The organism is Nonomuraea sp. NPDC003707, assembly GCF_053587055.1.
Map to the genome: position 1 here is coordinate 65,847 of NZ_JBSFNK010000030.1, position 22,419 is coordinate 88,265.

Genomic DNA, 22,419 nt, shown 5'->3' on the forward strand with positions numbered 1-22,419 from the left:
CTCGGAACACGCGGTGGTACACGTACACGTACGGAGGTCCGCGGCGATGACGCGGATGTGCTGCAGCCGGAACGGCGAAGCCTGATGAGGCCGTGGGAACGCTCCCACGAGGGAGGCTAGGTTTCGGCTCCTTCGAGGTCAAGGGCTAGATCCGCATTTCCGGATGCCCACCGTGGTCTAACAAGAACAATTCGCGATGTGCGCACGTCGCACCCATGTTTCCGTTAGCTCTGTCTTTCGGGTCCTTGACAGCTCGGAAACATCTTCGTCATATATCTGGGAGCGCTCCCACAGCGAGTCATCATCTCTGACCTGCGCCTGCAAGGAAGCCGAGCGCCTCCGCCCTTTGACCGCGCGTCAAAGGCGAGATCCTGCCGCGAACCCCCTTGCCCAGAATGAGGTTCTGGAAGCAGGGTTGGGCCCATGATTATCGAGTACGCCGAGCGCGTGTGGCGCGGCGAATCGGACGACAGCGTCGTGGACGCGGGCCTGCAGGGCAAGGGTGTTCAGCCGATCGCCGACGGTGTCGGCTGGTGGCCGGGGTTCGGCAATGTGACCGCGTTCGAGACCGAGGGCGAGCTGGTGCTGTTCGACACGAGCAGCGCGTTCTCGGCGGCGAAATTGCACGAGGACGTACGGGCCTGGACACGGGCGCCATTGACCACGGCGTTCTACTCGCACGGGCACGTCGACCATGTCTTCGGGACGGGGCCGTTCGAGGAATCGGGGCCTCGGGCCGCGATTTATGCCCATAAAGCGGTTGTTGACCGGTTCGAGCGTTATGTGTTGACAAATGGCTATAACTCGATGATCAACCAGCGGCAGTTCCAGGCCGCCGGGCTCCACTGGCCCACCGACTACCGCCACCCGGACGTGACCTACACCGACGCCCTGACCGTGCGGCGCGGCGGGCTCACGTTCGACCTCGTGCACGCCAAGGGCGAGACCGACGACGGGACCATCGGCTACGTGCGTGAGCACAAACTGCTGTTGCCCGGTGACCTGTTCCTCTGGGTGACGCCCAATTGCGGCAACCCGCAGAAGGCGCAGCGCTATCCCCGGGAATGGGTGCACGCGTTGCACCGGATGGCCGCCCTGGACGCCGAGATCATGCTCCCCGGCCACGGCGCCCCCATCTTCGGCCGCGACCGCATCCGGCAGGCGTTGCTGGAAACGGCCGAATGGCTGGAGTCGCTCATCACGCAGACCCTGCAACTGCTCAACGCGGGCGCCCGGCTCGACGAGATCGTCCACTCCGTGAAGGCGCCGGAGCATCTGGCCGACCGGCCCTATCTGCGGGCGCGTTACGACGAGCCGGAATTCGTCGTACGCAATCTGTGGCGCCTTTACGGCGGCTGGTACGACGGCAATCCGGCCCACCTGAAGCCCGCTCCCGAGGCGGTGCTGGCGAAATCGGTCGCGGAACTGGCGGGCGGGGCGCAGGCCCTCGCGGACGCGGCGCTCAAGGCCCTTTCCGAAGGCGATGAGCGGCTGGCCGGGCATCTGGCGGAAATGGCCGCCCTGGCGGCTCCGGACGACGCGGGAGTGCATCGCGTACGCGCGGAGGTCTTTTCCACCAGGGCGGCCGGCGAACTGTCCCTCATGGCGAAGGGCATTTTCGCCTGGGCCGCCGCCGAGTCCCGGAAACGCTCGTAACGGCCGGCCTCCACTCCGGCGGCAACGGGCGTTTCCTGGCGGCGGCGGACATGGTCATGTCCCATCACCCCGGCCGTCGATCCCGTCGTCACGGCCGAGAAGCCCACGGTTCCCACATCCGCACCCCACCCGGCGTGACCGCTGGGCGGGGCAGCGCCAGCTCGGCCCACCGCAGCCAGCAGCCCATCGCCGCAGCGGCGAGACGCAGGGGCCGGGCCGATGGGGCTGCGCGGCGGCGCGCGGGCGTGCGCGGCGGACCAGGCGGTGGACCAGGCGGTGGTGGCCGCCGACCCCGGGGCCGCGCGGGCACCGTCGCCGTTCCCGCCCGGCACACCATCCGGCGGATCAGGAACCCGTCACGACGCGCCACCGCTCGCCACCGGCGGGCCGCATCAACGCCTTCCTCCTGCTCGGCACCAACCGCTGAGACCTCGCCGCGTCGATCCCCATCGCCCAAGAGGCATGCCGGGCCGCCGGCGCGGGGTCAGGCGCGCTCGAAGGGGAGCACTTCCGTCAGGTGGAGGATCAAGGCCCCAGGGTTCCTGGTCTGCGTCATGATCCTGCCCGGCCCGGTGAACTCGAAGACCAGGCCCTCGCCCGACTTGAGCGATTGGACCGTCTTCCCTTCGACCGCCCGGCGCAGATTGCTCTTGACCGTCTCGTCGTAGGCGACCAGATGCCCCGAGTCGACCACGACCTGCTGCCCGGCCGCCAGGTCGATCACGTCCATCGCGCCGTAGCAGCCGAGCACGACGACGCCGTCGCCCTGCGCCTTGATGAGGAAGCCGCCCTCGCTGCCGATGAGGTTGGACATGCCGCCCCACTTGGTGGCGATCTCCACGCCGTCGCTGGACGCGATCCACGATCCCCTGGTCAGCAGGAGCGCGTTGTCGCTTCGTACCTCGGCGGCCTGGACATCGCCGGGCAGGTGATGCGCCACGTCCACCCAGCCGCCGCCTTCCGGAGCGGTGTAGCGCGTGGTGAACAGCGACTCGCCGCCCAGCGCCGAACGCGCCAGCCCACGCAGCAGACCACCCTCCACCTTGGCCCGGAGCTGGACCCCCGCGCTCGTCGCGTACATCGCGCCCGCCTCGACGCGCAGGGTCTCCCCGCCGTCCAGGTGGCAGCGCGCGACCGCGAACGAACCAGGGTGACGGATCTCGGTCTTCATGTACCCCTCCATCCCGATCATCTTGTCCGGGGCGACTCTGCTGTACGGCCGTACACGATTCGTTGACAACGCGTAAACGCCCCGTCGGGCGGGCCTCCTGGTCGACGCATGCCGCAGATCCACCAACCGCTGTCAGCGGACGACCTCGATGTTGGCCATCATGCCGCGGTCCTCGTGGTTGAGGATGTGGCAGTGCAGCGGGTACTTCCCGACGAAATCCCTGAACCTCGTCCTCATCACCACTTCGCCGCGCGCGGGGAGCTGCACCGTGTCCTGCCAGTTACGGGCGTCGTACGGCCTGCCATTCACGCTGATCACCTGGAAGTCGTTGACATGCACGTGGAAGGTGTGCTCCTCGTTGGCGAGGTTGCGCACCCGCCACTCCTCGGTGGTGTTCAGCCTCGCCCGCACGTCGATCCGGTTCGGATCGAACGACTTGCCGTTGATGAAGAACTGGTCAGCGCGGGTGTTCTCCGAGAACGTGACGACCCGCCTCCGGGCGATGGGATCCTTCCTCAGGTCGTCGAAGTACCGGGCGGCGAACGTCGTGGGCAGGCGTGCGGGCGTCACGGCGCGCCCCGCGGACACCAGGGTGGCCAGGGTCGCCTCAGGGTAGGAGTCGCCGTCCTTGCCAGTGCTGTAGGGCCGGGTCACCAGGCGGGTACGGCCGGCCGGCGGCCCTTGCACGAGCACGTCCCACCGGCTGCCGGGAGGCATGAGCAGCGTGTCGGCGCTCCAGACCCTGGCGACGGGGTTGGCGTCCTGGGCGATGACGTGGAAGCGCACGCCCTGGAGCTGGACGTTGTAGGCGATGTCGGCGCCGATGTTGGCCAGCCGCCACATCTGCGTCTCGCCGGGCCGGATGTGGATGATCGGGTTGACGAGCCCGTTCACGGTCCGGGTGGTCGGGGCGTTGCTGTCGATGTTCGCCGTTGGTATGGCGCCCGCGCGCACCTGAAAGTCCTTGAGCGCGATGAGCAGTTCGGCCGTGTCATGGAGGTCGGACGGCAGGTACCGGTTCAGCCCCTCGATCACGATCGCGCCCGACAGTCCGGCGAACACCTGCCCCTCCGAGAGCGGGTGCGCGTGGGAGTGGTACCAGTACGTGCCCGGTGCCAGGTCCTCGGGCAGGCGGTAGGTGTAGTGGAAGGTCTGGCCCGGCCTGATGTGCAGGTAGATGTTGTCGGAGCTGTCCTTCGGTGAGACGTGCCAGCCGTGCGTGTGCAGGTTGGTGTGCTCGCCCAGCCGGTTCACCAACTCCAGGTCGATCCGGTCGCCGGGAAACAGGCGCAGGGTCGGCGGCATGAAGTCGCCGTTGTAGGTCAACGCGCGGACGTCTTGGCCCGCGAGCCGTACCACGCGTTGCTCCACGACCAGCCGCACGTGCAGGCGGCCGTTGTGGCTCGACAATTCGCGCGGCTGGCGGAAGGCCGGCTGCGCCTGCGCGGTCGGGGTGGCCGGACTCGCCGGGCCGGCAGGGCCGCCTGGGGCGGCCTCCATTGTGGCGGTGGTGCCGCAGCCGGTCGCCATCAGCAGGGCCGGCCATAGCAAGAGGACGGCTCTGGACATAGGCATGGCGCTCCTCGCAACGACGCGGTCGGCTACGTGGATGCCCGGCGTCGACTCGCCCACGCGGGAGCTGGCCCGCATTTTCACAAAGATTGGCCGTTGGAGCGGCTGTGCTGCGAGGCGCGCGGACCAGGAGGCGGCGGAATGTCAGGCGAAGTGCCGGATGGTCGCAGGGTTGGCGGCCTCGTACGGGTGCCACTGATCTGCGGCGGGCCGGCCAGAGGCTATGAAGGCCGCTACCGCGTGAGAGAACGTGTGGCCGAGCGAGCGGGCCGCGACGGTGGCCTCGCCGAGCATGGGACTGTCGGGGTAGGCGTCGATGGTGTCGAAGAAGAAGGGGAGTTCCACGCAGTGCGCGGCGCCCAGGTGTGCGCGGTCCTGAGCCGGGGCGTAGTCGAACTGGTAGACGTAGGTGGGGTTGCCGGCCGCAGCGTGGTGATCGGCGATGGCGAGGGCCCCGTCGCGGAAAATGATCTCGGTCTCGACCTCGGTGAAGACGTCGCTCGGTGTCGCGTGCGGACGCTGGGCGGCGGCGCGGTCGAACCGCTCGGCGCCGCCGTCGACCTGGCCTGCCACGATCGAGCTCGCCTGGCCGGCGGTGATGGCCTGGATGCGCGGGTCGAACGCGAAGAACGCCGCCATCTCGTTCCTGGTGGTCCCCGTCAGCAACTGCTTGCCGTCGAGGCGTCCGTGGGCCAGCGCCTGTTCCCACGCCTCGGGCATTCCGAAGGCGCCGAGGACGGGGTACATCGGCGGAGCGACGCTGCCCGGGCGGAAGACGTCCTGGGCGAGCTGCTGGTAGGCGGCGAGGAGCTGCTCGGCTGGGACAGCGCGCAGGGTGGTGATGGGATCCGGGCCCCGCTCCAGGCCGAGGATCTTGAGGAAGCGTCGGGCATGGTCGGCCGCCTCCCCGGGGTCTTGCGGGGGGAGCCCCCAGGGACCGCTCTGGGTGATGACCCGCTTGATCTCCGGGCCGGTGACCGGCGAGAGGGCGAGGTAGAGGGCGGAGAAGGCTCCGGCGGACTGGCCGCCGACAGTGAGGTTGCCGGGATCTCCCCCGAAGGCGGTGATGTTGCGCTTCACCCAGGTGAGGACGGCGGCCTGGTCCTGCACGCCGAGGTTCTCAATGCCGAGTTCCGGGAGGTAGAGGTAGCCAAGGGGACCGACGCGGTAGTTGGCGGTGACGACGATGATGTCGCCGGCGGCGGCCAGGTTTCGGCCGTCGTACCAGTCCCAGCCACCGGATCCGCTGGTGAATCCGCCGCCGTGGAACCACACCAGGACCGGGAGGGCGTGCGGGGTGGATCCGCCGACCGGCAGGCGGGGGGTCCACACATTGAGGGTGAGAGAGCCGTCCTCGTTCCAGTCGGGGGTGCGGTGTCCCATGACCGCTTCGAGACGGGAGGGGGCCCGGGGGACGGACGGGCCGGAGCAGGCGGCATCCCACTGGCCCGACCAGTCGGGGTGCTGCGCGGGGGTGGCGAAGCGCCGGTCCCCCAGCGGGGAAGCCGCGTTGGGGATGCCGCGGAACGCGGCGACGCCGTCCTCGACGGTGCCCTGCACGCTCCCCGACTCGGTGTCCACGACGGGGCGTTCCCTCACGATCATTGATGTCACCTTCCTTGCCGGAGTGGTACGCCTCCGTTCTACGGTCGTTCGGCGGAAAAGAGCGAGCAGCCGCCCCGTAGCTTCCTGATATGCGTCATGGATCACGGGATTCTGGCGAAAGTAAGACATATGAGACATGAGATGGATGCGACGGAGCGGCGGATCGCCGCGGTGCTGATGGCGTCGCCGCGGGCGTCATGGCGAACGATCGCCCGTGTCCTTGGGATCTCCGAGCGCACGGTCGTGCGCCGTGCGACACCGCTCCTGCACGACGGCACGCTGCGGCCCACAGCGATCCGCAATCCCGCTCTCTTTCCTCGGCTCATCCCCATGGTGTTGCGGATCCGGTGCCGGCCCAGCCGCATCCAGGCGATCGCCGCGGGACTGGCGCGGCGTGCCGACACGGTGTGGGTCGACATTCTCGGCGGCGGTGACGAGATCAGCAGCGTGCTCTTTCTCGACGGGCCCAAGGCCCGGACCTCGCTGCTGCTGCGGGACCTGCCCGCCACAGCCGCCGTCCATTCGTGGGACGCCTACGACCTGTTGAAAGTGTTTCCCGCGGGGTTCGCCTGGAGCGCGGGACTGCTGCCCATGGATCAGTTCGAGACCCTCGCCACCTTGCCGCGAGAGCCCGTTGACGCGCCGCAGATTCAACCGCTCGATGACGCGCTCATCGACCAGTTGACCGCGAACGCGCGCGCCGGCTACAGCGACCTGGCCACCCGGCTGGGAACGTCGGCGTCGACGGTGCGCCGTCGGCTGGACCTGCTCATCTCTGCCCACATGGTGCGTATGGCGTGCGAGGTGGACTTGAGGCTGCTGGGCATCGGCAGTGAGGCGCTGCTGTGGATCGCCACCGGTCCGGGCAGCCTGGACGCGACCGGGCAAGAGCTGAGCCGGCATCCGCAGGTGCGGTTCACCGCGGCCACGACCGGGGCGGCGAACCTCCTGGTGGCCGTCGCGGCCGACGATCTGGGCGGGCTGTACTCCTTTCTCACCGAGACTGTCGGATCGCTAGACGATGTCCGCGGGCTGGAGGTGACCCCGATCCTGAGCTCACTGAAACGGACCGGCCTCTTTCGCCGATCCGAGATCTGAGTTCCTCAACCTGTCGCCGCCCACGACACCCCGCGCGTCATGACGTATCGTTCGCCAGACCTCCTCGCCGCCCGAAGGAGCACGTCAGGTCCCGAGATCACGGATCGGCCCACGTTCTCGCTCCATCGCTCCCGTCGGAGATGCGCGCGGCTCCAGCATGTCATCCGGTACGTCACCGCACCCGGCCGGAACCCTGATCAAGGTGGACCAGCGCTCTCAGCGCCGGTGCCCTTTACCGATGGAGATTTACCCCCGGGGGTATATTGGGCGCGGAGGTGGTGCGGATGGAGATGGACGCGACCGTCCTGAGGGATGCGCTGACGCGGCTGAAGCGGGCCCACGGCCAGCTCGGCGGAGTGATCGCGATGATCGAGAACGCCGAGGACTGCGAGAAGGTGCTGACGCAGCTGGCCGCGGTGTCGAAGGCGTTGGACCGGGCCGGATTCAAGATTATCTCGACCGGGTTGCAGCAGTGCCAGGTGGCGCGCGAGCAGGGCGAGGAGCCACCGATCAGCGTGGAGCGGCTGGAGAAGCTGTTCCTCGCTCTTTCTTGACCGTGTGATCGGGTGAGCCGGGGCACCCATATGTTCTCTTGATACCCCCGGGGGTATTTGATGATCGAAAGGAGACAAGGAGATGACGATCCAGGTCGAGGTGATCGAGACCTCCTCCCTGGGGGACCGCAGTTATCTCGCCCATGACGGGCAGGTCGCGGTGGTGGTCGATCCGCAGCGCGACATCGACCGCGTCCTGGCCCTGGCCGGCCGCCTGGGGGTGCGGATCACCCACGTGGTGGAGACCCATCTGCACAACGACTACGTCTCCGGCGGCCTGGCGCTGGCCCGGGTGAGCGGGGCGGCGTACCTGGTGGGCGGGGCCGAGGAGGTCGGCTTCGACCGCGTGCCGGTCGCCGGCGGAGATCGGATCGCCGTCTCCGAGCGGATGTGGCTGGACGTGGTGAGCACGCCGGGACACACCTTTCGCCACCTTTCCTACGTGCTGGCCGGGCCGGGCGGGCCGGAGGGGGTGTTCACCGGAGGATCGCTGTTGTTCGGCGGCACCGGGCGTACCGACCTGCTGGGCGCCGAGCATGCCCGCACCCTGGCCCGCCACCAGCACGCCTCCGCGCGGCGGCTGTCCGGCCTGCTGCCCGACGGCGCGCGGCTCTGGCCGACGCACGGGTTCGGCAGCTTCTGCGCGGTCACGCAGTCCGGCGCGTCCGCCTCGACCATCGGCCGGGAGAAGGACGTCAACCCGGTGCTGCGGATGGAGGCCGACGACTTCGTCACCCACATCCTGGAAGGCCTGGACGCCTACCCCGCCTATTACGCCCACATGGGCGCGCGCAACGCCGCCGGAGCGGAGCCGATCGACCTGACCCCGGCGCGGCCGGCCGACAGCGCTGAGCTGCTGGCTCGCCTGCGGGCGGGCGAATGGGTGGTGGACCTGCGCTCACGCAAGGCGTTCGCGGACCGGCATCTGGCCGGCACGCTCAGCTTCGGCCTGGACGGGCCGATGGCGACCTGGCTGGGCTGGCTGGCCCCGTGGGGCACGCCCCTCACGCTGCTCGGCGAGTCGGCCGAACAGGTCGCCGCCGCCCAGCGCGAACTGGCCCGCATCGGCATAGACCGCCCGGCCGCCGCCTCGACCGGCTCCGTCGAACAGTGGGCCGGGCACAACCCGGACCTGATCGCCGACCTGACCACCGCGACCTTCGCCGACCTTGCCGCCGCCCGTGCGGGGGAGCCGGTCGGCGGCCCGACCGTCCTGGACGTGCGGATGGGCAACGAATGGCGGGCCGGTCACGTGGCCGGCGCCGTGCACATCCCGCTGCCAGAGCTGCCGGGGCGCCTGGCCGAGGTGCCGGAGGGAACGGTGTGGGTACACTGCGGCACCGGCTACCGGGCCGCGGCGGCCGCGAGCCTGCTGGCCCGCAGCGGCCGACAGGTGGTCCACATCGACGACGCCTACTCCCGGGCCGCCGACGCCGGCCTGCCCATCACCGCCCCCGATGAGGCCCCCTCTTGACCACCCTCGGCCCCGGCGACACCGGTACGCCTGCCGGGATCCGGTGACCCGCCGGGGCCGATCGACGTGCGGACCCCCGGAGCGTTGGAGTCCGCCCGCCTGCCCGGCTCCCGCGTGCCCGACGGCGCCGCGGACGTCAAACGACGGGGCTGGAGTCACGATTACCCGTAGAACGGAGTTTTGTCACAAGGGCAACGCATGAATAGCCTGTCCCACCCGTGCCGAGATCATAAAGGCCCGGAAGCGACTCCCCCGATTTTTTGCCAAGCACCAGAATCCCTACAGGCACGGCATTTCAGCGCCGCCCAGTCGCCGACACCCGCGAATCAGATTTGCACTACTTGCACCATCTATGGATATATGTCTATCTTTTGCCTAGTTGCGGCACGGATGTGGCGCCCTTTCGCCGCATCGTTGCCGCTTCGTTGACCGGACCGCGCGCTGCCCGAAGAAGCCCTTCGGGGACAGCGTCCGGCCGCCGAATCCGCGCCTCGCGGAACCGGGGACCCACGTTCTTGGGGTGAATCGGACGCCAGCCCAGGCTGCGCCATGTAGGGCACTTCCAGGCCCGAACCCGTCAGCTAACCCGGTAGGCGGTATGGAAGCAAGGAGTCAATGCCTCATGTCCAAGCCTCGGCTTGCCACAATCGCCTACATCCTCAAGAATCACCGCGATCTCCTCACCAAATACCTCAGCTTCGCCGTCGCCGTCGCGATCCTCGCCGCAACCGCCGCCATCGCCACCTTCGCATTCGCATCGCCCACCGCGCAGAACCCGGTGCCGGCGACTCGTCAAGCAGCCGGACCCCTCATCTACGGCCTGGACATCTCCAATTACGAGCCCCTGTACGACTGGAATGCCAGCCCGGCCAAGTTCGGCATCATCAAAGCCACAGAAGGCACGTCCTTCCGCGACGCCTCATTCGCCAGGCACTGGCGCGAGCTGGGCAAGAAGGGCATCGTGCGCGGGGCTTACCACTATGGCCATCCCCGCAACAATCCCATCGCGGAGGCCGAGCACTTCCTGTCCGTGGTGAACTCGCAGCCCGCCAAGGCCGGCGACCTGCTGGTCCTTGACCTGGAGACCGCGAACGGCAGATCCGTCGCCGAGGTCAACGCCTGGGCCAAGACGTGGCTGTCGTACGTGAAGGACAAGACGGGGATCACCCCGATGTTCTACAGCGGCTGGAACTTCGCCAACAAGTACGGCAAGGGCCTGTCCGAGTACCCGCTGTGGGTCGCCCACTACAGCAAGGCCAAGGGGGCCATCTCCCCGCCCGCCGACTGGAAGTCCTGGGCCATCCACCAGTACTCCGAGTCCCCTGTCGACCAGAACGTCTCCGCGCTGACCGCCGACCAGTTGCGCGGCCTGGGCCGCCCCACGGCCTGAACCCACACGGCGGGTCCGCACCGCGATCGGGTTGCTCCCAGGTGAACGCCGCCCCGCGTGCTCCTCTCGGCCCGGAGGAGCACGCGGTGGACGCCGGTCACGGATGGCACCGGTGAAGGCCGCCTCGGACAACGGCTCAGCGGACCCCGGCAGTCTTGCCCCATGCAAATCTTGCACAATGCCATGAACACTCCCGCACCCTCCCGCGTATCCCTCAGTGACCGGCGCCACTCACGAAGGCCGCGTCCAAGGGACCGGAAGGGGATGACGGCGTATGCGACTCCTCGACAGCCGTCGCGCTCTCATCAGTTGCGGCATTGCCGCCCTCTGCACTCTGACCGCCTGCGCCGGCTACACGCCGACGCCCGTCTCTGACACCGTCGGCCTCAGCACCGAGCCGACCGCCGTCGAGACCGGACCGACCGACGCACCCACGGTCCAACCCGTGGAGGAACAGCCGGAGGTCCGCACCCGGCAGACCAAGTGGGGACCGCTGTCGGAGGCCGACCAGGAGCTCATCAAGAAGGTCCGGCTCGCCAGCCTGTGGGAGATGCCCATGGCCCAGGACGCGATACAGCGCGCCAACAGCGCCCGCGTCCGCCAGGTCAGCAAGGAGATCGCGGCTCAGCACGACATGCTCGACGGGCAGGTTCGCGACGTGGCCGCCAAGCTGAAGGTCAAACTGCCGGTGAAGCCCACGCCTCAGCAGCAGGACTGGATGACAGATATTTCCGGCAGGTCCGGATCCGCCTATGACAAGACGTACGTCAAATGGCTGCGCCTGGCGCACGGACAGATCTTCACCCTGATCGGCACGGTACGCGGCACCACGCAGAACACCCTGGTGCGGCGCTTCTCCGAACAGGCCAACGCCGCGGTGCTCAACCACCAGCGCCTCCTGGAGAGCACCGGCCTGACCACGCCCGAGAGCTTCCCCACCCCGTCCATCTGACGACCGGGGGGGAGCCCGCACGGCTTCCGGCCGCCGCGAAGTGCTCAGCGGGCATCGGTCGGCGGCTCAACGCCGCGCGAGCAATTCAGACAGCGGACCAGCCCAGCGGGTTCGGCACGTTCAGGGGTGGCTCGCCGCCCGCCTCGTTGAAGGCGTTCATGGCCGAGATGAGCGCCCGGCGCTGCCTGGCCGACATCCGCGCCACGATCGCGCCGATCTCCTCCCTGCGGCGCGCGGTCACCTCGTCCACGATGCGGCGTCCCTCGTCCGTCAGCCGCATCAGGCTCTCGCGCCGGTTGTGCGGATTGACCTCCCGTACGATCAACCCGGCGGCCACCAGCCGATCGGCCATCCGCATCGCCGTGGAGGAGTTGACGCCCAGCAGCTCCGCCATCGTGACCAGCTTGGTCTCACCATGGCCGGCCAGCACCACCAGCATCCTGAACTGCGGCAACGTGACCCTGTCCCCGACCGCCCCCAATGACCTCACCGCGACCGCCACCAACAGCCGCGACCCGGTCAGCACCGCCGTGACGACAGCCGAAAGATCCTCTCCCTGCGCCTGGAGGTCATCGTCATCCTTCATAGGCACTGTTGTACATGCGCGGGACGGATCACGGGCACGAGATCCCCATCGTCCGCAGCACCTCCGCAACGCCAGGATCAGGAACGCCGTCGCCGGCGGGGTCGCGTCTATGGTGCGGCGGTCGGCCGGCCGAGCGGTTGCAGCAGCAGGTTGACGGCTGCGCGGCCGGCTTCGAGCGCGGCTTTGAGGGGCTGGCCGTCGCGGGTGAGCCGCCCGATGCGCGGGGAGTCAGGCGCGGGCCGCACGGACAGCACCGCAGGATCGGGCGCGGCCTGGCCGTCGGCGGGTGGAGGGGTCGTCGGGGGCTCGGGCCGGTCGTACCGGGCGAGCAGCGTGTCGTCGTGCAGCAAGCGGTGGTCGCGCGCGAAGAAACTCCGGTGCAGTGCCTCCGGATAGCTCCGCAGAACGGTCGCGGCGATCAGGCGCGTCCCGTAGGACGGTCGCGCGGCCGGTGCTTCGGCCGCGGCCGAAGGCGCGGGACGGGACCGCAGCACGAGGACGTGGCTGGCGCCCTGCGCCAGGGCGGTGCGGTACGGGATGGACTCGGCGAGTCCCGCGTCGTAGAAGAGCCGCCCGGCCAGCTCGACCGGCGGACCGGCGAGGAACGGGAGTGCCGCACTGGCCCGCAGGGCCAGCCGCAGCTCGACGGGACCGGTCAGGTGCGGGCGCAGATCGGTGGATTGCCCGGTCTGTACGTCGGTGGCCAGCGGGTGGTACTCGATGGGGTTGGTCAGGACCGCGTCGAAGTCCATCCGGGTGACTTCGCAGTACAGGTATTCGACCAGGTTCCGCACGTCGACCATCGGACGGCCGCGCAGGAGGTTGGACGGGCGGATCATCGCTCGCGCGTAGACGGGCTCGGCCCAACCGGTCAGGTTCTCGGGGGTTCCGCTCAGCAGCCAGGCCCCGGTGATGGCCCCGGCCGATGCCCCATAGACCGCGTCGAAGGCGTGCGCCGCTCCGGCCTCGTGCAGGGCCAGGGCCATGCCGGCGGAGACCGTGCCGCGCATGCCGCCGCCCTCGATGGCCAGGGCCACCCGGTGGCCGTCCTGGCGGGCGCCGGGACGGCTGCCGCTACGGACCCGGTCGGCTATGACGCGCAGCACTTCGTGTTCGCCGGTCTCGGGTGGCATATGTCCTTCTTTGTGTTGTGTGGCTAGTCACGGTCGCCGGACAGGTACGAGCGGGCCCGGGCCCAGACGCCGGGGTCGGGTTGGGTGGTCGTCCACGTGGTCGTCCATGCGGTGGACCTGAGCTTTCCCCGGCCGCGGTAGCGCCGCACGATGGCGACGTGGTCCGGCCAGGCGACGAACTTGCGCAGGGCCTGCTCATCCTGCCAGATCGACACCGAGCCGCACCTGCCCTCCAGCGGCTCCGTCCACAGCCACATGCCGACCGCGCCGGGCAGGTCGGGCCACGCGCGGCGCAGGGTGAGCCCGGCGTGGTAGACGCCGGGCAGGTCGATCAGCCGGCTGATCGAGAAGTCGGTGACGCTGACCAGCACCGAGCCGGTGGCGCCGGCCGCCGGTCCGGGAGTCCATCGGGATCTCAGCATGCCGCTGCTCCAGTCCTTTCTTTGTACGAACGTTCGTGCCGAGAATAGGAACATACCGAGGATGACGTCAAGCCGCTATCCTGGGCCGAACGTTCGTACGCAGAAAGGGTGAAGATGGCGGGACGGCCGCGGGACGAGCGGGCCCGCAACGTGATCCTGCGCCGGGCGGCGGACATCGCCTCGCAGGACGGGCTGGAGGGGCTGTCGATCGGCCGGCTGGCCACGGAGCTCGGCGTGAGCAAGAGCGGCCTGTTCGGTTACTTCGGCTCCAAGGAGGAGCTACAGCTCGCCACGATCCGCACCGCGATGAGCGTGTACGTCGACGAGGTCGTCCAGCCCGCGCTGACCGTGCCGCCGGGCCTGGGGAGGGTGCGGCGGCTGTGCGAGAGCTGGTTGAGCTACTCGCAGCGGCGGGTCTTCCCCGGCGGCTGCTTCTTCTTCGCCGTCACCGCGGAGTTCGACGCCCGCCCGGGCCGGGTGCGGGATGCCGTCGCCGCAGCCGGCCTCGACTGGATCCGCTTCGTGACGCGTACCGTCGACGATGCCCGCCAGCTCGGCGAGCTCGCCGACGACACGGACGCCGACCAGCTCGCGTTCGAGCTGATCGCTTTCATGGAGAACGCCAACGCCGTCTCCTTGCTGCACGACGACCCGAACGCCTACGAGCGCGCCAGGACCGCCATCCGCAACCACGTGAACACCTACAGCTGACGACGAGCCGGGCGCTCGAATCGCCTCAGCCGGAGAGACCCAAAGGGGTCAGGTCTATCTCGGGCACCCACACCTCAGGGTCGGACGGGGCGGGAAGTGGTCGCAACTGCCGCAGGAGCACCCGCAGCAGCGGCCGGGGATTACGCCGGTGCCAGACGACCGACCAGGGCATCAGCGGCGTCGGCTCGACGATCGGGATGCGGCGCAGGCCGCTCCCTGCCGGGTCGATGCTCATCTCGCCCAGGCCCACCGCGCTCTTCTCCATCAGGAACTGCTCCACGAGATGCCGCTGCCCGATGGCCGGAGCGGTGAAGCGCAACGGCACGCCGAACCGGTCGGCCAGCCGTACGAGATAACCGCGCCATTCCGCCGCGCCCGCCGGGTCGGGCATCGCGATGCCCGCCTCGCGCAGGTCAGCCGGCCGCAGCACGTCCCTGGCGGCCAGGCGGTGGTCCTCGGGCACGAACGCGTGCAGCGGCTCCAGACGCACGAGCCGGTACGCCAGCTCGGCGGGCCAGGGTGCCGGCGTGTCGTGCACGCGCCCGAACGCGGCGTCGAGCTCCAGCCGCCGCAGGGCCGGCAACGCCACGGACAACCCCTGCCGCATGCTCAGCTCGATCCGTACGCGAGAGTCGCGCTCACTCGCCTGACGTACCATCCGCAGCGGCGTGAACCGCTCGTCGTACACGTCCACCCGCAAAGGCTCGTTGCCCGGGCGGACCGCCTGGATCGCCCGGTCGAACGCGGAGACTGCCTCACGTGCGCGGGGCAGCAGCCGCTCCCCCGCCTCGGTCAGCTCCACAGCACGAGTCGTCCGCTCGAACAGCGGCACCGTCAGCGCCTCTTCCAATCGGCGAATGCGCTTCGACAGCGCCTGCTGGCTGATGAACAGCAGCGCGCCGGCCCGGCCGAAGTGCAGCTCCTCCGCGGTGACCACGAACGCGCGCAGGCCCTCGATGTCCGCCTCCACGCCTCGAGGGTGGATTGAAAACCGTTGGTTGTCAATCGGCCGCAGAGAGCTGTTGGACACCACCGGCCGCCTGCGAGTTTGCTGGTCTCTCCACCGAAGGGGGCACGAGATGAAGATCGTGGAAATCCGTCCGGAGTTGCACCTGATCCTGCTGGAGTTCGGCCAGGCGTACCTTTGGACCGACGCGGGCGCGCTCACGCTGGTCGACACCGGTGTCGCCACCTCCGGCACGGACATCGCGGCCGCGATCGAGCAACTGGGCCACCGCAGGAGCGACGTCGAGCAGGTCGTGCTCACCCATTTCCACGAGGACCACTGCGGCGGGGCCGCCGAGATCAGCGGGTGGGGAGACGTCACCGTGCTGGCCCACCGGCTGGAGGCGCCGGTGATCCGCGGTGACAAGCCCGCTCCTCCGCCCCGCTTCACCGACGAGGAGCGCGTCCTGCACCGCGACCTCGGGGCCCATCTGCTGCCCGCCGCGCCCGCGTGCCGCGTGGATCGCGAGCTGGAGGACGGCGACACGATCGATTTCGGCGGTGGCGCGCGGGTGATCCACACTCCCGGCCACACCGACGGCAGCATCGCGGTTCACCTGCCGCGCTCTGGGGTGCTCTTCACCGGGGACACGGTCGCGCATGTCAACGGACAGGTCATGCCCGGGGTGTTCAATCTGAACCGCTTTGAGCTGCTCCGTTCCTTCCGCAGGCTCGCGGAGATCGACGCGCGGCCGGCCTGCGTCGGTCATGGCGAACCGCTCCCCGACGCCCGCACGGCCCTCAACGCGGTCGCGGCGACCCTGCCCGCCTGATCACCATTCGGCGAAGGAACCGTCCGGGTGCCGCCAGACCGGGTTGCGCCAGCGGTGCCCGCGCTCGGCCGCGCGCTCCACGGCCGCCGCGTCGACCTCGATGCCCAGGCCCGGTACGGCGGTGCGTTCGGCGAAACCGCCGACGAACCGGAACGGGGTGCGGTCGACCAGGTAGTCGAGCACGTCATTGCCCTGGTTGTAGTGGATGCCCACGCTCTGCTCCTGGATCAGGAAGTTCGGGATCGCGAACGCCAGTTGCAGGCTCGCCGCCAGCGCGATCGGGCCGAGCGGGCAGTGCGGGGCCATCGTGACGTCGTACGCCTCGGCCATGGCGGCGATGCGGCGCACCTCCGAGATGCCGCCGGCGTGGCTGACGTCCGGCTGGGCCACCGCGATGCCGTCGCGCAGCACCTCGCGGAAGTCCCAGCGGGAGTAGAGGCGCTCGCCGGTGGCCAGCGGGACCGAGGTCGACCGGGCCAGGGCGGCCAGGTTGGAGGTGTGCTCGGGCAGCACCGCCTCCTCGACGAACAGCGGGAGGAGCGACTCGATGAGCGGCAGCACCCGCCGGGCCATCGCCGTCGACATGCGCCCGTGGAAGTCGATGACGACGTCGTTCTCCTCGCCGACGGCCTCGCGGACCACCGTCACCCGTTCGACGACCTCGCGGATGCGGGCCGGGGTGTCGATGGGGGTCAGCGCGGCCGAGCCGTTCATCTTGACGGCGGTGAAGCCCGCCTCGATCTGGGCTCGGGCCTCGGCGGCGACGTCGGCGGGGCGGTCGCCGCCGATCCACGCGTACATGCGGACCCGGTCGCGGACCGGGCCGCCGAGCAGGGCGTGCACGGGCAGCCCGGCGGCCTTGCCGGCGATGTCCCAGAGGGCCTGGTCGATGCCGGCGACCGCGCTGGACAGCACCGGGCCGCCCCGGTAGAAGCCGCCCTTGGTCAGGACCTGCCAGTGGTCCTCGATGCGCAGGGGGTCCTCACCGACGAGATATTCGCTCAGCTCCGCGACGGCGGCCCGGACGGTCTCGGCGCGGCCCTCGACGACCGGCTCGCCCCAGCCCGTGATGCCTTCGTCGGTACGGACGCGCAGGAACAACCAGCGGGGCGGGACGAGGAAGGTGTCCATGGACACGATCTTCATGGGGGTCCGTTCTAGGAGGAGGTGGTGGAGATGCTCCAGCCGCCGTCGACCTTGAGGCAGGCGCCGGTGATGAAGGAGGCCTCGGCCGAGGCGAGGAAGGCGACCGCGGCGGCCACCTCGTCGGGGCGGCCGAACCGGCCTGCGGGGGTCTCGGCGATCGTCGCGGCCCGGCCCTGCTCGCCGATGCCGTCCCAGGCCGCGGTCATGATCGGCCCGGGGACGACGACGTTGACCCGCACGTCGGGGGCGTACTCGACGGCGAGCTGGCCGGCCAGTGACTGCAGGCCACCCTTGGCCGCGGCGTAGGGGCCGCAGCCGGGGATGCCGGTCTGAGCGTGTACGGAGGAGGTGATGACGATCGCGCCCCGGTTCTCGGCCAGGAGGGGGCAGAAGACGTGGGCGGCCAGGTAGGCGGCCTTGAGCGAGACCGCGATCTGCCGGTCCCAGTCGACCTCGGGCAGCTCGTGGACGGGGACCGACGGCACGACCCGGCCGGGGCCGTTGACGTGCAGGACGTCCAGGCGGCCGTACCGTTCGGCGACGAGGTCGCGGGCGGCGGCCCAGGCGGCCGCGGAGGCGACGTCGCCGTGCAGGTAGTGGCCGCCGATCTCGGCGGCGAGCTCGGCCCCCGCGTCGTCGGCCACGTCCATGACGACGACGGAGGCGCCCCGCTGGGCCAGCAGCCGGGCGGTCGCCGCGCCGATCCCCGACGCGGCGGCGGTGACCAGGGCGACCTTCCCTGCGAAACGGATCATCGTGCGGCTCCCGTGAACAGTGCGTTGACCTCTTCCTGGAGGGCGCGGTCCTGCCACATCGGGTGATGGGGCGCGGCGTTGGAGCACACCACCGTGCCCCACGCGCCGACCCTGGCCGCGTGGGCGACGGCCTCCAGGCAGATCGCGCGGCCGACCGGACCTTCCTCGAAGGTCCCGTGGAGAGGGGTGTACCCGATCCAGCCCTCGCCGAGCACGAGCGGCACCTCCGCCTGGGCGGCCCAGTCGGCGGCGGCGTCGATCCAGATGCGCAGCCGTTCGGACATGCCGTAGCGGTAGGTCGAGTAGCGGTCGTACAACCACTGGTCGAACCGGACCGGGTCGCACCAGTCGTGGACGTAGACCTCCCGGGCGGGCACCACCGTCGCCGCGCGCCGCCACTCCTGGTCGGGGCCCCACTCCTCCAGCGGCGGGGCGTCCGGCCGCAGCAGCTCCCGGTATACCCGCTCCTGCGGGAACGGCCGCGCGGCGTCCCGCAGGGCGAAGGTGTCGATCAGCTCGTCGAGCACGCCGTAGACATAGGGGTGGAACACCCCGACGTCGGCGTTGCGCGGCAGGCCGCGCATCTCGCCGACCGGCACCCGGGCGTAGTTGGCGGTGACCGGCTCGGGGCGGCGGGCCTTGAAGGCGTCGATCGCCGCCTCCAGGTAGGGCCGCAGCCCGAGCACCTTAGGCTGATCCGGCTCGACCACCTCGTTGAGCCAGGTCGACTGGATCTCGTTGTGCAGCTCGACGAACGCGATCCGGTCGGCCAGGCCGTGCACGTCGAGGAAGTCCACCAGGTCGGCCAGCGCCGTGGCCAGCGCCGACGCCCGGTCGGCGGGCGGTACGGCACGCAGCGCCTCGTACCAGGAGGGATCGTCCAGGAAGACCGAGCTCTGCTGGAACTCCCAGCTGGAGACGATCACGTGGCAGTCGTGCCGCCGGGCCGCCTCGAACAGGGCCAGCAGGTGGCGGCGCCCGTCGAGCGTGGCGCGCTCGCGGACGTCGTACCAGCGGGTGCGCCCGCCGTAGCCGCCGAAGGGGCTGAAGGTCAGCGCCGTGGTGTCCAGGCCGGAGCCGAACAGCAGGTACGGCATCGCGCAGATCCGCACCGTGTTGTACCCGCGCGCCACGGCCTCGGCGAAGGCCGCGTCCAGGTCGGCGAACGGCTCGCCGGGCCCGGTGCGCGTGTACCAGGTGAAGTCCCAGAGGGTGATGGTCAGGCGGGAAGGGGTCACAGGGATCTCCTAGGACTTGACGGCCCCCGCCGTCAGTCCGTCGAGCAGCTGCTTGCGCAGCAGCAGGAACATGATCAGGCTCGGGATGGCCGCCAGGACCGAGCCGGCGAGCACCATGTCGACCTGGCGGCTCTCGGCGCCGTAGAGCGCCTGGATGCCGAGGGGCAGGGTGTACTGGGCCGGGTCGGAGACCACGATGAGCGGCCAGAAGAAGCTGTTGTAGCTGTTCAGGAAGCTCCACACGGCCAGCGCGCCGAGCGCCGGGCGCAGCAGCGGGAGCACGATCCGCAGGAACAGGCCGAACTCGGAGGCACCGTCGAGCCGGGCGGACTCCAGGATCGAGTCGGGCACCGACTGCTCGACGTACTGCCGCATCATGAAGATGCCGAACGCCGGGGCCAGCCAGGGCACGATCAGGGTGAAGTAGACGTTGGTGACCCCGGCCTTGATCAGCATGATGAACAGCGGCACCACGATCACCGCGAACGGCACCGCCAGTGAGCTGAACATCACGTTGAACAGGAACTTCTTGCCCGGGAAGCGGTACTTCGCGAAGGCGAACCCGGCCAGCGCGCAGACGAACACCGACACCGCCGTGGAGACCACCGCGACGACCGTGCTGGTCAGGAACCAGCCCCAGAACGGCTGGGTCTCCAGCAGCCGGGCGTAGTTCTCCCAGGTGAACGGGATCGGCAGCGGCTGCGGCGGATAGGCGAAGATGTCGCCGCGCGGCTTGAACGACGAGCTCAGCGCCCACAGCAGCGGCACCGCGAACAGCACCACCAGCATGGCCAGGAAGACGTGGACCAGGCCGCGGCGGGACCGCGGGGCGGCCTTCATCGCTCCCTCCCCACGCCGTACACCGCGTTGGCGGCCCGCCCGAGCACGAAGACGAGCAGGAACATGACCACCCCGGCCGCCGCGGCGTAGCCGAGCTGCTGGCGGGTGAACGCCTCGCGGTAGATGAACATCGCCACCGACAGCGTCGCCTCGCCGGGGCCGCCCTTGGTGAGCAGCATGGGTTCCTCCAGGATCTGCGCCGTGCCGACCAGCACCGTCACCGCGACGAACGCGGTGACCGGCTTGAGCATCGGCACGGTGACGCTGAAGAAGGTGCGCACCCGTCCGGCGCCGTCGATCTCGGCGGCCTCGTAGAAGTCGCGCGGGATGTTCTTCAGCCCGGCCAGGAAGAAGATCGTCAGGTAGCCGGTCCAGCGCCACAGGACCAGCAGCATCACGCTGACCTTGGCCCAGCTCGGCTCGCCCAGCCAGTCGATGCCGCCCCAGCCGAAGAACCCGCGCAGGGCGGCGTTGAGCAGGCCGTACTCGCGGTCGTAGAGCAGGGTGAAGACCAGCGCGATGATGATCGGCGACAGCACCACTGGCATGAAGAACGTCAGCCGGAAGAAGTCCCGGCCCTTCAGCCCCCGGGTGTTGAGCGCCTGGGCGACCAGCAGCGCGACCGGGACGACCACGCCGACCGAGAAGGCCACGTAGATCACGGTGTTGCCCACGGCGGTGCGGAAGCTGCCATCCGACAGCAGCCGCTCGTAGTTGGCCGGCCCGACCCACTGGGGCGTGCCGAGGCCCGCCCACTCGGTGAGGCTGAGGTAGCCGCCGATCCCGATCGGCACGACCAGGAACAGGCCGTACAGGACGTAGAACGGCAGGACGAAGACGTAGGGTGCGGCGCCGGGCCCCCGGAGGCGGGCGGTGAGCGGCGGCGTCGTCATCCGCCTCCGGGAGACACGGGAGACACGGACCTCGGTCACGCTCATCCGCCGTTCTTCTTGTACGCGGCCGCCGCCTCCTTGATCGTCTGGGCGGCGGGTTTCTTGCCCTGGAGGGTCTCCAGCATCGGCCCGCCCAGCGCCTCGATCAGCGTGTTGAGCTTCTCGTTCTGGTAGAAGGTCGGGCTGTCGGCGGCGGCGGGGGTGTAGACGTCGAACACGCGCTGGCCGAGGTAGGCGTCCTCGGTGCTCAGCAGTTTCCGGTCCTTGTAGAGCGACTTGAGGGTGGGCAGGAAGCCGCCCATCTGGAAGCGGAGGAGCTGGCCCTCGGGGGTGAGGTAGGTCTGCTTCAGCAGCTCCAGCGCGGCGGCGGTGCCCGGCTTGTCCTTGAGGACGGCGAAGCCGGTGCCGCCCATGGCCGAGGCGATGTGGCCGCCGCCCGCGAACTTCGGCAGGTTGCGGATCTTCCACTTGCCCTTCTGCTCGGGCACGTTCGCCTGGAGGCCGTAGACGTTGTACCAGTTGGGCATGACGGTCGCGATGAGCTTGCCGTTCTTCAGCGCCGCGGTGTTCGGGGCACCGTACGGGTCGGGCAACGCGATCAGGAAGCCGCTCTGCACGCCCTTGGCCATGAACTCCAGCACCTCGACGGCCTCGGGCGATTCGAGGACGAGGTTGCCGCCCTCGTCGTAGTAGCCACCGCCCCGCTGGAGCAGGAGCTGGAGGAACTGGTTGGTGATGGAGGTGTTGTCGCCGGTGGAGACCATGCCGAGCGACTGGCCGGTCTTCTCGTGCAGCTTCGCGCCGACCTCGGCGAGCTCCTCCCAGGTGGCGATGTCCGCGGGGATCTTGTTCTTCTTCCACTCGTCCTCGCGGTAGTACAGGACGCTGAGGCAGGTGTCGGACTCCAGCGCGTACAGGGTGCCGTCGATCGAGTAGGGGGCGGTGCGCAGCAGGTCGTCCTTGACCGGCGCGGCCAGGTCGTCCAGCGGGGCGAAGAGCTGCTTGCCGATGCCGCCGGACATGACGCGCGGGAAGACGCTGATCACGATGCCGATCATGTCGGGCGTCCCCCGGCCCGCCGCACCGGTCGAGATCATGCGGGTCACCAGCGCCTCGCTGTCGGCGTTGGTGAACTTCATCGTGTAGTCGTACCGGCCGCCCGGGGCCTCCGTGAGGCGCTTGGCCTGCTCGGTGAAGGTCTTCACGTAGCCCGGGTCGTGCGTCCACAGGTTGAGCTCGACCTTGCCCGACGACACGGACGCCGAGCCGCCGCCGCTCTCACCGCCGCAGGCGGCCAGCACGCCCGCCGCCAGCAGGCCGCCACCGACCGCTCCGCTCCGACGTAGGAACACGCGACGCGATACGTCGGTCATCTGGAACTCCTTCGAGGATGGGGGATTCGCCTCAGGGGGCGTGTCGAGCAGCATGCTCGGCGGCCGGTGCCG

The 22,419-nt window shown here is 69.7% G+C and carries 21 protein-coding genes and 1 riboswitch; of the genes, 8 read left to right on the plus strand and 13 right to left on the minus strand.

Translation table 11 applies throughout. From position 1 onward, the window contains the following. The first annotated feature begins 423 nt into the window (after positions 1-423). Positions 424-1,656 carry an alkyl sulfatase dimerization domain-containing protein gene (locus ACWDRB_RS49015; RefSeq protein WP_449906366.1) on the plus strand — a complete coding sequence of 411 codons (1,233 nt, stop codon included), beginning with the start codon at positions 424-426 and terminating at the stop codon, positions 1,654-1,656. 484 nt (positions 1,657-2,140) lie between these two features. Here the strand turns inward: ACWDRB_RS49015 and ACWDRB_RS49020 are convergent, their stop codons facing one another. From ACWDRB_RS49020 to ACWDRB_RS49030, 3 genes are all read right to left on the minus strand, one after another. Then, a complete protein-coding gene (locus ACWDRB_RS49020) occupies positions 2,141-2,827 on the minus strand; it encodes a TIGR00266 family protein (protein WP_350735582.1) in 687 nt (228 codons plus the stop codon). A gap of 132 nt (positions 2,828-2,959) precedes the next feature. Beyond that, positions 2,960-4,396 (minus strand): multicopper oxidase family protein, encoded by a 1,437-nt coding sequence (locus tag ACWDRB_RS49025; RefSeq protein WP_449906369.1) that lies wholly within the window; start codon positions 4,394-4,396, stop codon positions 2,960-2,962. A gap of 147 nt (positions 4,397-4,543) precedes the next feature. Next, complete coding sequence (locus tag ACWDRB_RS49030; protein ID WP_449906372.1) at positions 4,544-6,004, minus strand: carboxylesterase/lipase family protein; 1,461 nt, start codon at positions 6,002-6,004, stop codon at positions 4,544-4,546. Between the two features lie 141 nt (positions 6,005-6,145). Between ACWDRB_RS49030 and ACWDRB_RS49035 the strand changes: the two genes are divergently transcribed. From ACWDRB_RS49035 to ACWDRB_RS49055, 5 genes are all read left to right on the plus strand, one after another. Continuing rightward, entirely contained in the window at positions 6,146-7,102 is a 957-nt protein-coding gene (locus ACWDRB_RS49035) for an Lrp/AsnC family transcriptional regulator (protein WP_449906375.1), read from the plus strand. A 284-nt stretch (positions 7,103-7,386) separates the two neighbouring features. Next, positions 7,387-7,656: a metal-sensitive transcriptional regulator gene (locus ACWDRB_RS49040; protein ID WP_350735590.1), complete on the plus strand. Its 270-nt coding sequence runs from the start codon at positions 7,387-7,389 to the stop codon at positions 7,654-7,656. An 82-nt stretch (positions 7,657-7,738) separates the two neighbouring features. Next, a complete protein-coding gene (locus tag ACWDRB_RS49045; protein ID WP_449906379.1) occupies positions 7,739-9,130 on the plus strand; it encodes an MBL fold metallo-hydrolase in 1,392 nt (463 codons plus the stop codon). Positions 9,131-9,596: 466 nt separating this feature from the next. After that, positions 9,597-9,741: riboswitch (cyclic di-AMP (ydaO/yuaA leader) on the plus strand. Positions 9,742-9,752: 11 nt separating this feature from the next. Next, positions 9,753-10,520, plus strand: coding sequence for a glycoside hydrolase family 25 protein (locus ACWDRB_RS49050; protein WP_449906382.1), 768 nt, complete (start codon positions 9,753-9,755; stop codon positions 10,518-10,520). Between the two features lie 274 nt (positions 10,521-10,794). Then, positions 10,795-11,472 carry a DUF4142 domain-containing protein gene (locus ACWDRB_RS49055; protein WP_449906385.1) on the plus strand — a complete coding sequence of 226 codons (678 nt, stop codon included), beginning with the start codon at positions 10,795-10,797 and terminating at the stop codon, positions 11,470-11,472. 85 nt (positions 11,473-11,557) lie between these two features. Here ACWDRB_RS49055 and ACWDRB_RS49060 read toward each other — a convergent pair whose 3' ends face one another. The 3 genes from ACWDRB_RS49060 to ACWDRB_RS49070 all read right to left on the minus strand — a co-directional run bounded on the left by ACWDRB_RS49060 (position 11,558) and on the right by ACWDRB_RS49070 (position 13,613). Then, entirely contained in the window at positions 11,558-12,058 is a 501-nt protein-coding gene (locus tag ACWDRB_RS49060; protein ID WP_449906388.1) for a MarR family winged helix-turn-helix transcriptional regulator, read from the minus strand. Positions 12,059-12,165: 107 nt separating this feature from the next. Next, on the minus strand, positions 12,166-13,191 hold the full coding sequence (locus tag ACWDRB_RS49065) for a patatin-like phospholipase family protein (protein WP_449906391.1): 1,026 nt from the start codon (positions 13,189-13,191) through the stop codon (positions 12,166-12,168). A 23-nt stretch (positions 13,192-13,214) separates the two neighbouring features. Beyond that, the gene (locus tag ACWDRB_RS49070; RefSeq protein WP_449906394.1) at positions 13,215-13,613 is read right to left on the minus strand and encodes a hypothetical protein; all 399 of its coding nucleotides are present in this window, start codon (positions 13,611-13,613) and stop codon (positions 13,215-13,217) included. Between the two features lie 114 nt (positions 13,614-13,727). Between ACWDRB_RS49070 and ACWDRB_RS49075 the strand changes: the two genes are divergently transcribed. Then, positions 13,728-14,324: a TetR/AcrR family transcriptional regulator gene (locus tag ACWDRB_RS49075; RefSeq protein WP_449906397.1), complete on the plus strand. Its 597-nt coding sequence runs from the start codon at positions 13,728-13,730 to the stop codon at positions 14,322-14,324. Between the two features lie 25 nt (positions 14,325-14,349). On the opposite strand, the gene ACWDRB_RS49080 is transcribed toward ACWDRB_RS49075, so the two are convergent. After that, positions 14,350-15,294, minus strand: coding sequence for a LysR family transcriptional regulator (locus ACWDRB_RS49080; protein ID WP_449906400.1), 945 nt, complete (start codon positions 15,292-15,294; stop codon positions 14,350-14,352). Positions 15,295-15,403: 109 nt separating this feature from the next. Here ACWDRB_RS49080 and ACWDRB_RS49085 point away from each other — a divergent pair, with 109 nt between their 5' ends. Then, positions 15,404-16,102: an MBL fold metallo-hydrolase gene (locus tag ACWDRB_RS49085; protein WP_449906403.1), complete on the plus strand. Its 699-nt coding sequence runs from the start codon at positions 15,404-15,406 to the stop codon at positions 16,100-16,102. Here the strand turns inward: ACWDRB_RS49085 and dgoD are convergent, their stop codons facing one another. From dgoD to ACWDRB_RS49115, 6 genes are read right to left on the minus strand one after another with little or no spacing between them, the layout of a single operon-like run. Continuing rightward, entirely contained in the window at positions 16,103-17,248 is a 1,146-nt protein-coding gene (dgoD, locus tag ACWDRB_RS49090) for a galactonate dehydratase (protein WP_449906406.1), read from the minus strand. 11 nt (positions 17,249-17,259) lie between these two features. After that, positions 17,260-18,003: an SDR family NAD(P)-dependent oxidoreductase gene (locus ACWDRB_RS49095; RefSeq protein WP_449906409.1), complete on the minus strand. Its 744-nt coding sequence runs from the start codon at positions 18,001-18,003 to the stop codon at positions 17,260-17,262. Further along, positions 18,000-19,241, minus strand: a complete 1,242-nt coding sequence (locus tag ACWDRB_RS49100) for a cellulase-like family protein (RefSeq protein WP_449906411.1) — start codon at positions 19,239-19,241, stop codon at positions 18,000-18,002. The genes ACWDRB_RS49095 and ACWDRB_RS49100 overlap by 4 nt, the downstream gene beginning before the upstream one ends. Positions 19,242-19,250: 9 nt before the next feature. Beyond that, entirely contained in the window at positions 19,251-20,081 is an 831-nt protein-coding gene (locus ACWDRB_RS49105; protein WP_449906414.1) for a carbohydrate ABC transporter permease, read from the minus strand. Beyond that, the gene (locus ACWDRB_RS49110) at positions 20,078-21,019 is read right to left on the minus strand and encodes a carbohydrate ABC transporter permease (protein ID WP_449906417.1); all 942 of its coding nucleotides are present in this window, start codon (positions 21,017-21,019) and stop codon (positions 20,078-20,080) included. The genes ACWDRB_RS49105 and ACWDRB_RS49110 overlap by 4 nt, the downstream gene beginning before the upstream one ends. Next, positions 21,016-22,347 carry an ABC transporter substrate-binding protein gene (locus ACWDRB_RS49115; RefSeq protein WP_449906420.1) on the minus strand — a complete coding sequence of 444 codons (1,332 nt, stop codon included), beginning with the start codon at positions 22,345-22,347 and terminating at the stop codon, positions 21,016-21,018. The genes ACWDRB_RS49110 and ACWDRB_RS49115 overlap by 4 nt, the downstream gene beginning before the upstream one ends. Between the last annotated feature and the right edge of the window lie 72 nt (positions 22,348-22,419).

Bases quoted from the DNA above. Each gene is read 5' to 3' on its own strand.
- ACWDRB_RS49045 (WP_449906379.1), top strand. From the start codon at position 7,739: ATGACGATCCAGGTCGAGGTGATCGAGACCTCCTCCCTGGGGGACCGC.
- ACWDRB_RS49095 (WP_449906409.1), bottom strand. From the start codon at position 18,003: ATGATCCGTTTCGCAGGGAAGGTCGCCCTGGTCACCGCCGCCGCGTCG.
- ACWDRB_RS49040 (WP_350735590.1), top strand. From the start codon at position 7,387: ATGGAGATGGACGCGACCGTCCTGAGGGATGCGCTGACGCGGCTGAAG.
- ACWDRB_RS49035 (WP_449906375.1), top strand. From the start codon at position 6,146: ATGGATGCGACGGAGCGGCGGATCGCCGCGGTGCTGATGGCGTCGCCG.
- ACWDRB_RS49020 (WP_350735582.1), bottom strand. From the start codon at position 2,827: ATGAAGACCGAGATCCGTCACCCTGGTTCGTTCGCGGTCGCGCGCTGC.
- ACWDRB_RS49025 (WP_449906369.1), bottom strand. From the start codon at position 4,396: ATGTCCAGAGCCGTCCTCTTGCTATGGCCGGCCCTGCTGATGGCGACC.
- ACWDRB_RS49030 (WP_449906372.1), bottom strand. From the start codon at position 6,004: ATGATCGTGAGGGAACGCCCCGTCGTGGACACCGAGTCGGGGAGCGTG.
- ACWDRB_RS49070 (WP_449906394.1), bottom strand. From the start codon at position 13,613: ATGCTGAGATCCCGATGGACTCCCGGACCGGCGGCCGGCGCCACCGGC.
- ACWDRB_RS49050 (WP_449906382.1), top strand. From the start codon at position 9,753: ATGTCCAAGCCTCGGCTTGCCACAATCGCCTACATCCTCAAGAATCAC.
- ACWDRB_RS49055 (WP_449906385.1), top strand. From the start codon at position 10,795: ATGCGACTCCTCGACAGCCGTCGCGCTCTCATCAGTTGCGGCATTGCC.
- dgoD (WP_449906406.1), bottom strand. From the start codon at position 17,248: ATGAAGATCGTGTCCATGGACACCTTCCTCGTCCCGCCCCGCTGGTTG.
- ACWDRB_RS49075 (WP_449906397.1), top strand. From the start codon at position 13,728: ATGGCGGGACGGCCGCGGGACGAGCGGGCCCGCAACGTGATCCTGCGC.
- ACWDRB_RS49105 (WP_449906414.1), bottom strand. From the start codon at position 20,081: ATGAAGGCCGCCCCGCGGTCCCGCCGCGGCCTGGTCCACGTCTTCCTG.
- ACWDRB_RS49085 (WP_449906403.1), top strand. From the start codon at position 15,404: ATGAAGATCGTGGAAATCCGTCCGGAGTTGCACCTGATCCTGCTGGAG.
- ACWDRB_RS49065 (WP_449906391.1), bottom strand. From the start codon at position 13,191: ATGCCACCCGAGACCGGCGAACACGAAGTGCTGCGCGTCATAGCCGAC.
- ACWDRB_RS49115 (WP_449906420.1), bottom strand. From the start codon at position 22,347: ATGACCGACGTATCGCGTCGCGTGTTCCTACGTCGGAGCGGAGCGGTC.
- ACWDRB_RS49015 (WP_449906366.1), top strand. From the start codon at position 424: ATGATTATCGAGTACGCCGAGCGCGTGTGGCGCGGCGAATCGGACGAC.
- ACWDRB_RS49110 (WP_449906417.1), bottom strand. From the start codon at position 21,019: ATGAGCGTGACCGAGGTCCGTGTCTCCCGTGTCTCCCGGAGGCGGATG.
- ACWDRB_RS49060 (WP_449906388.1), bottom strand. From the start codon at position 12,058: ATGAAGGATGACGATGACCTCCAGGCGCAGGGAGAGGATCTTTCGGCT.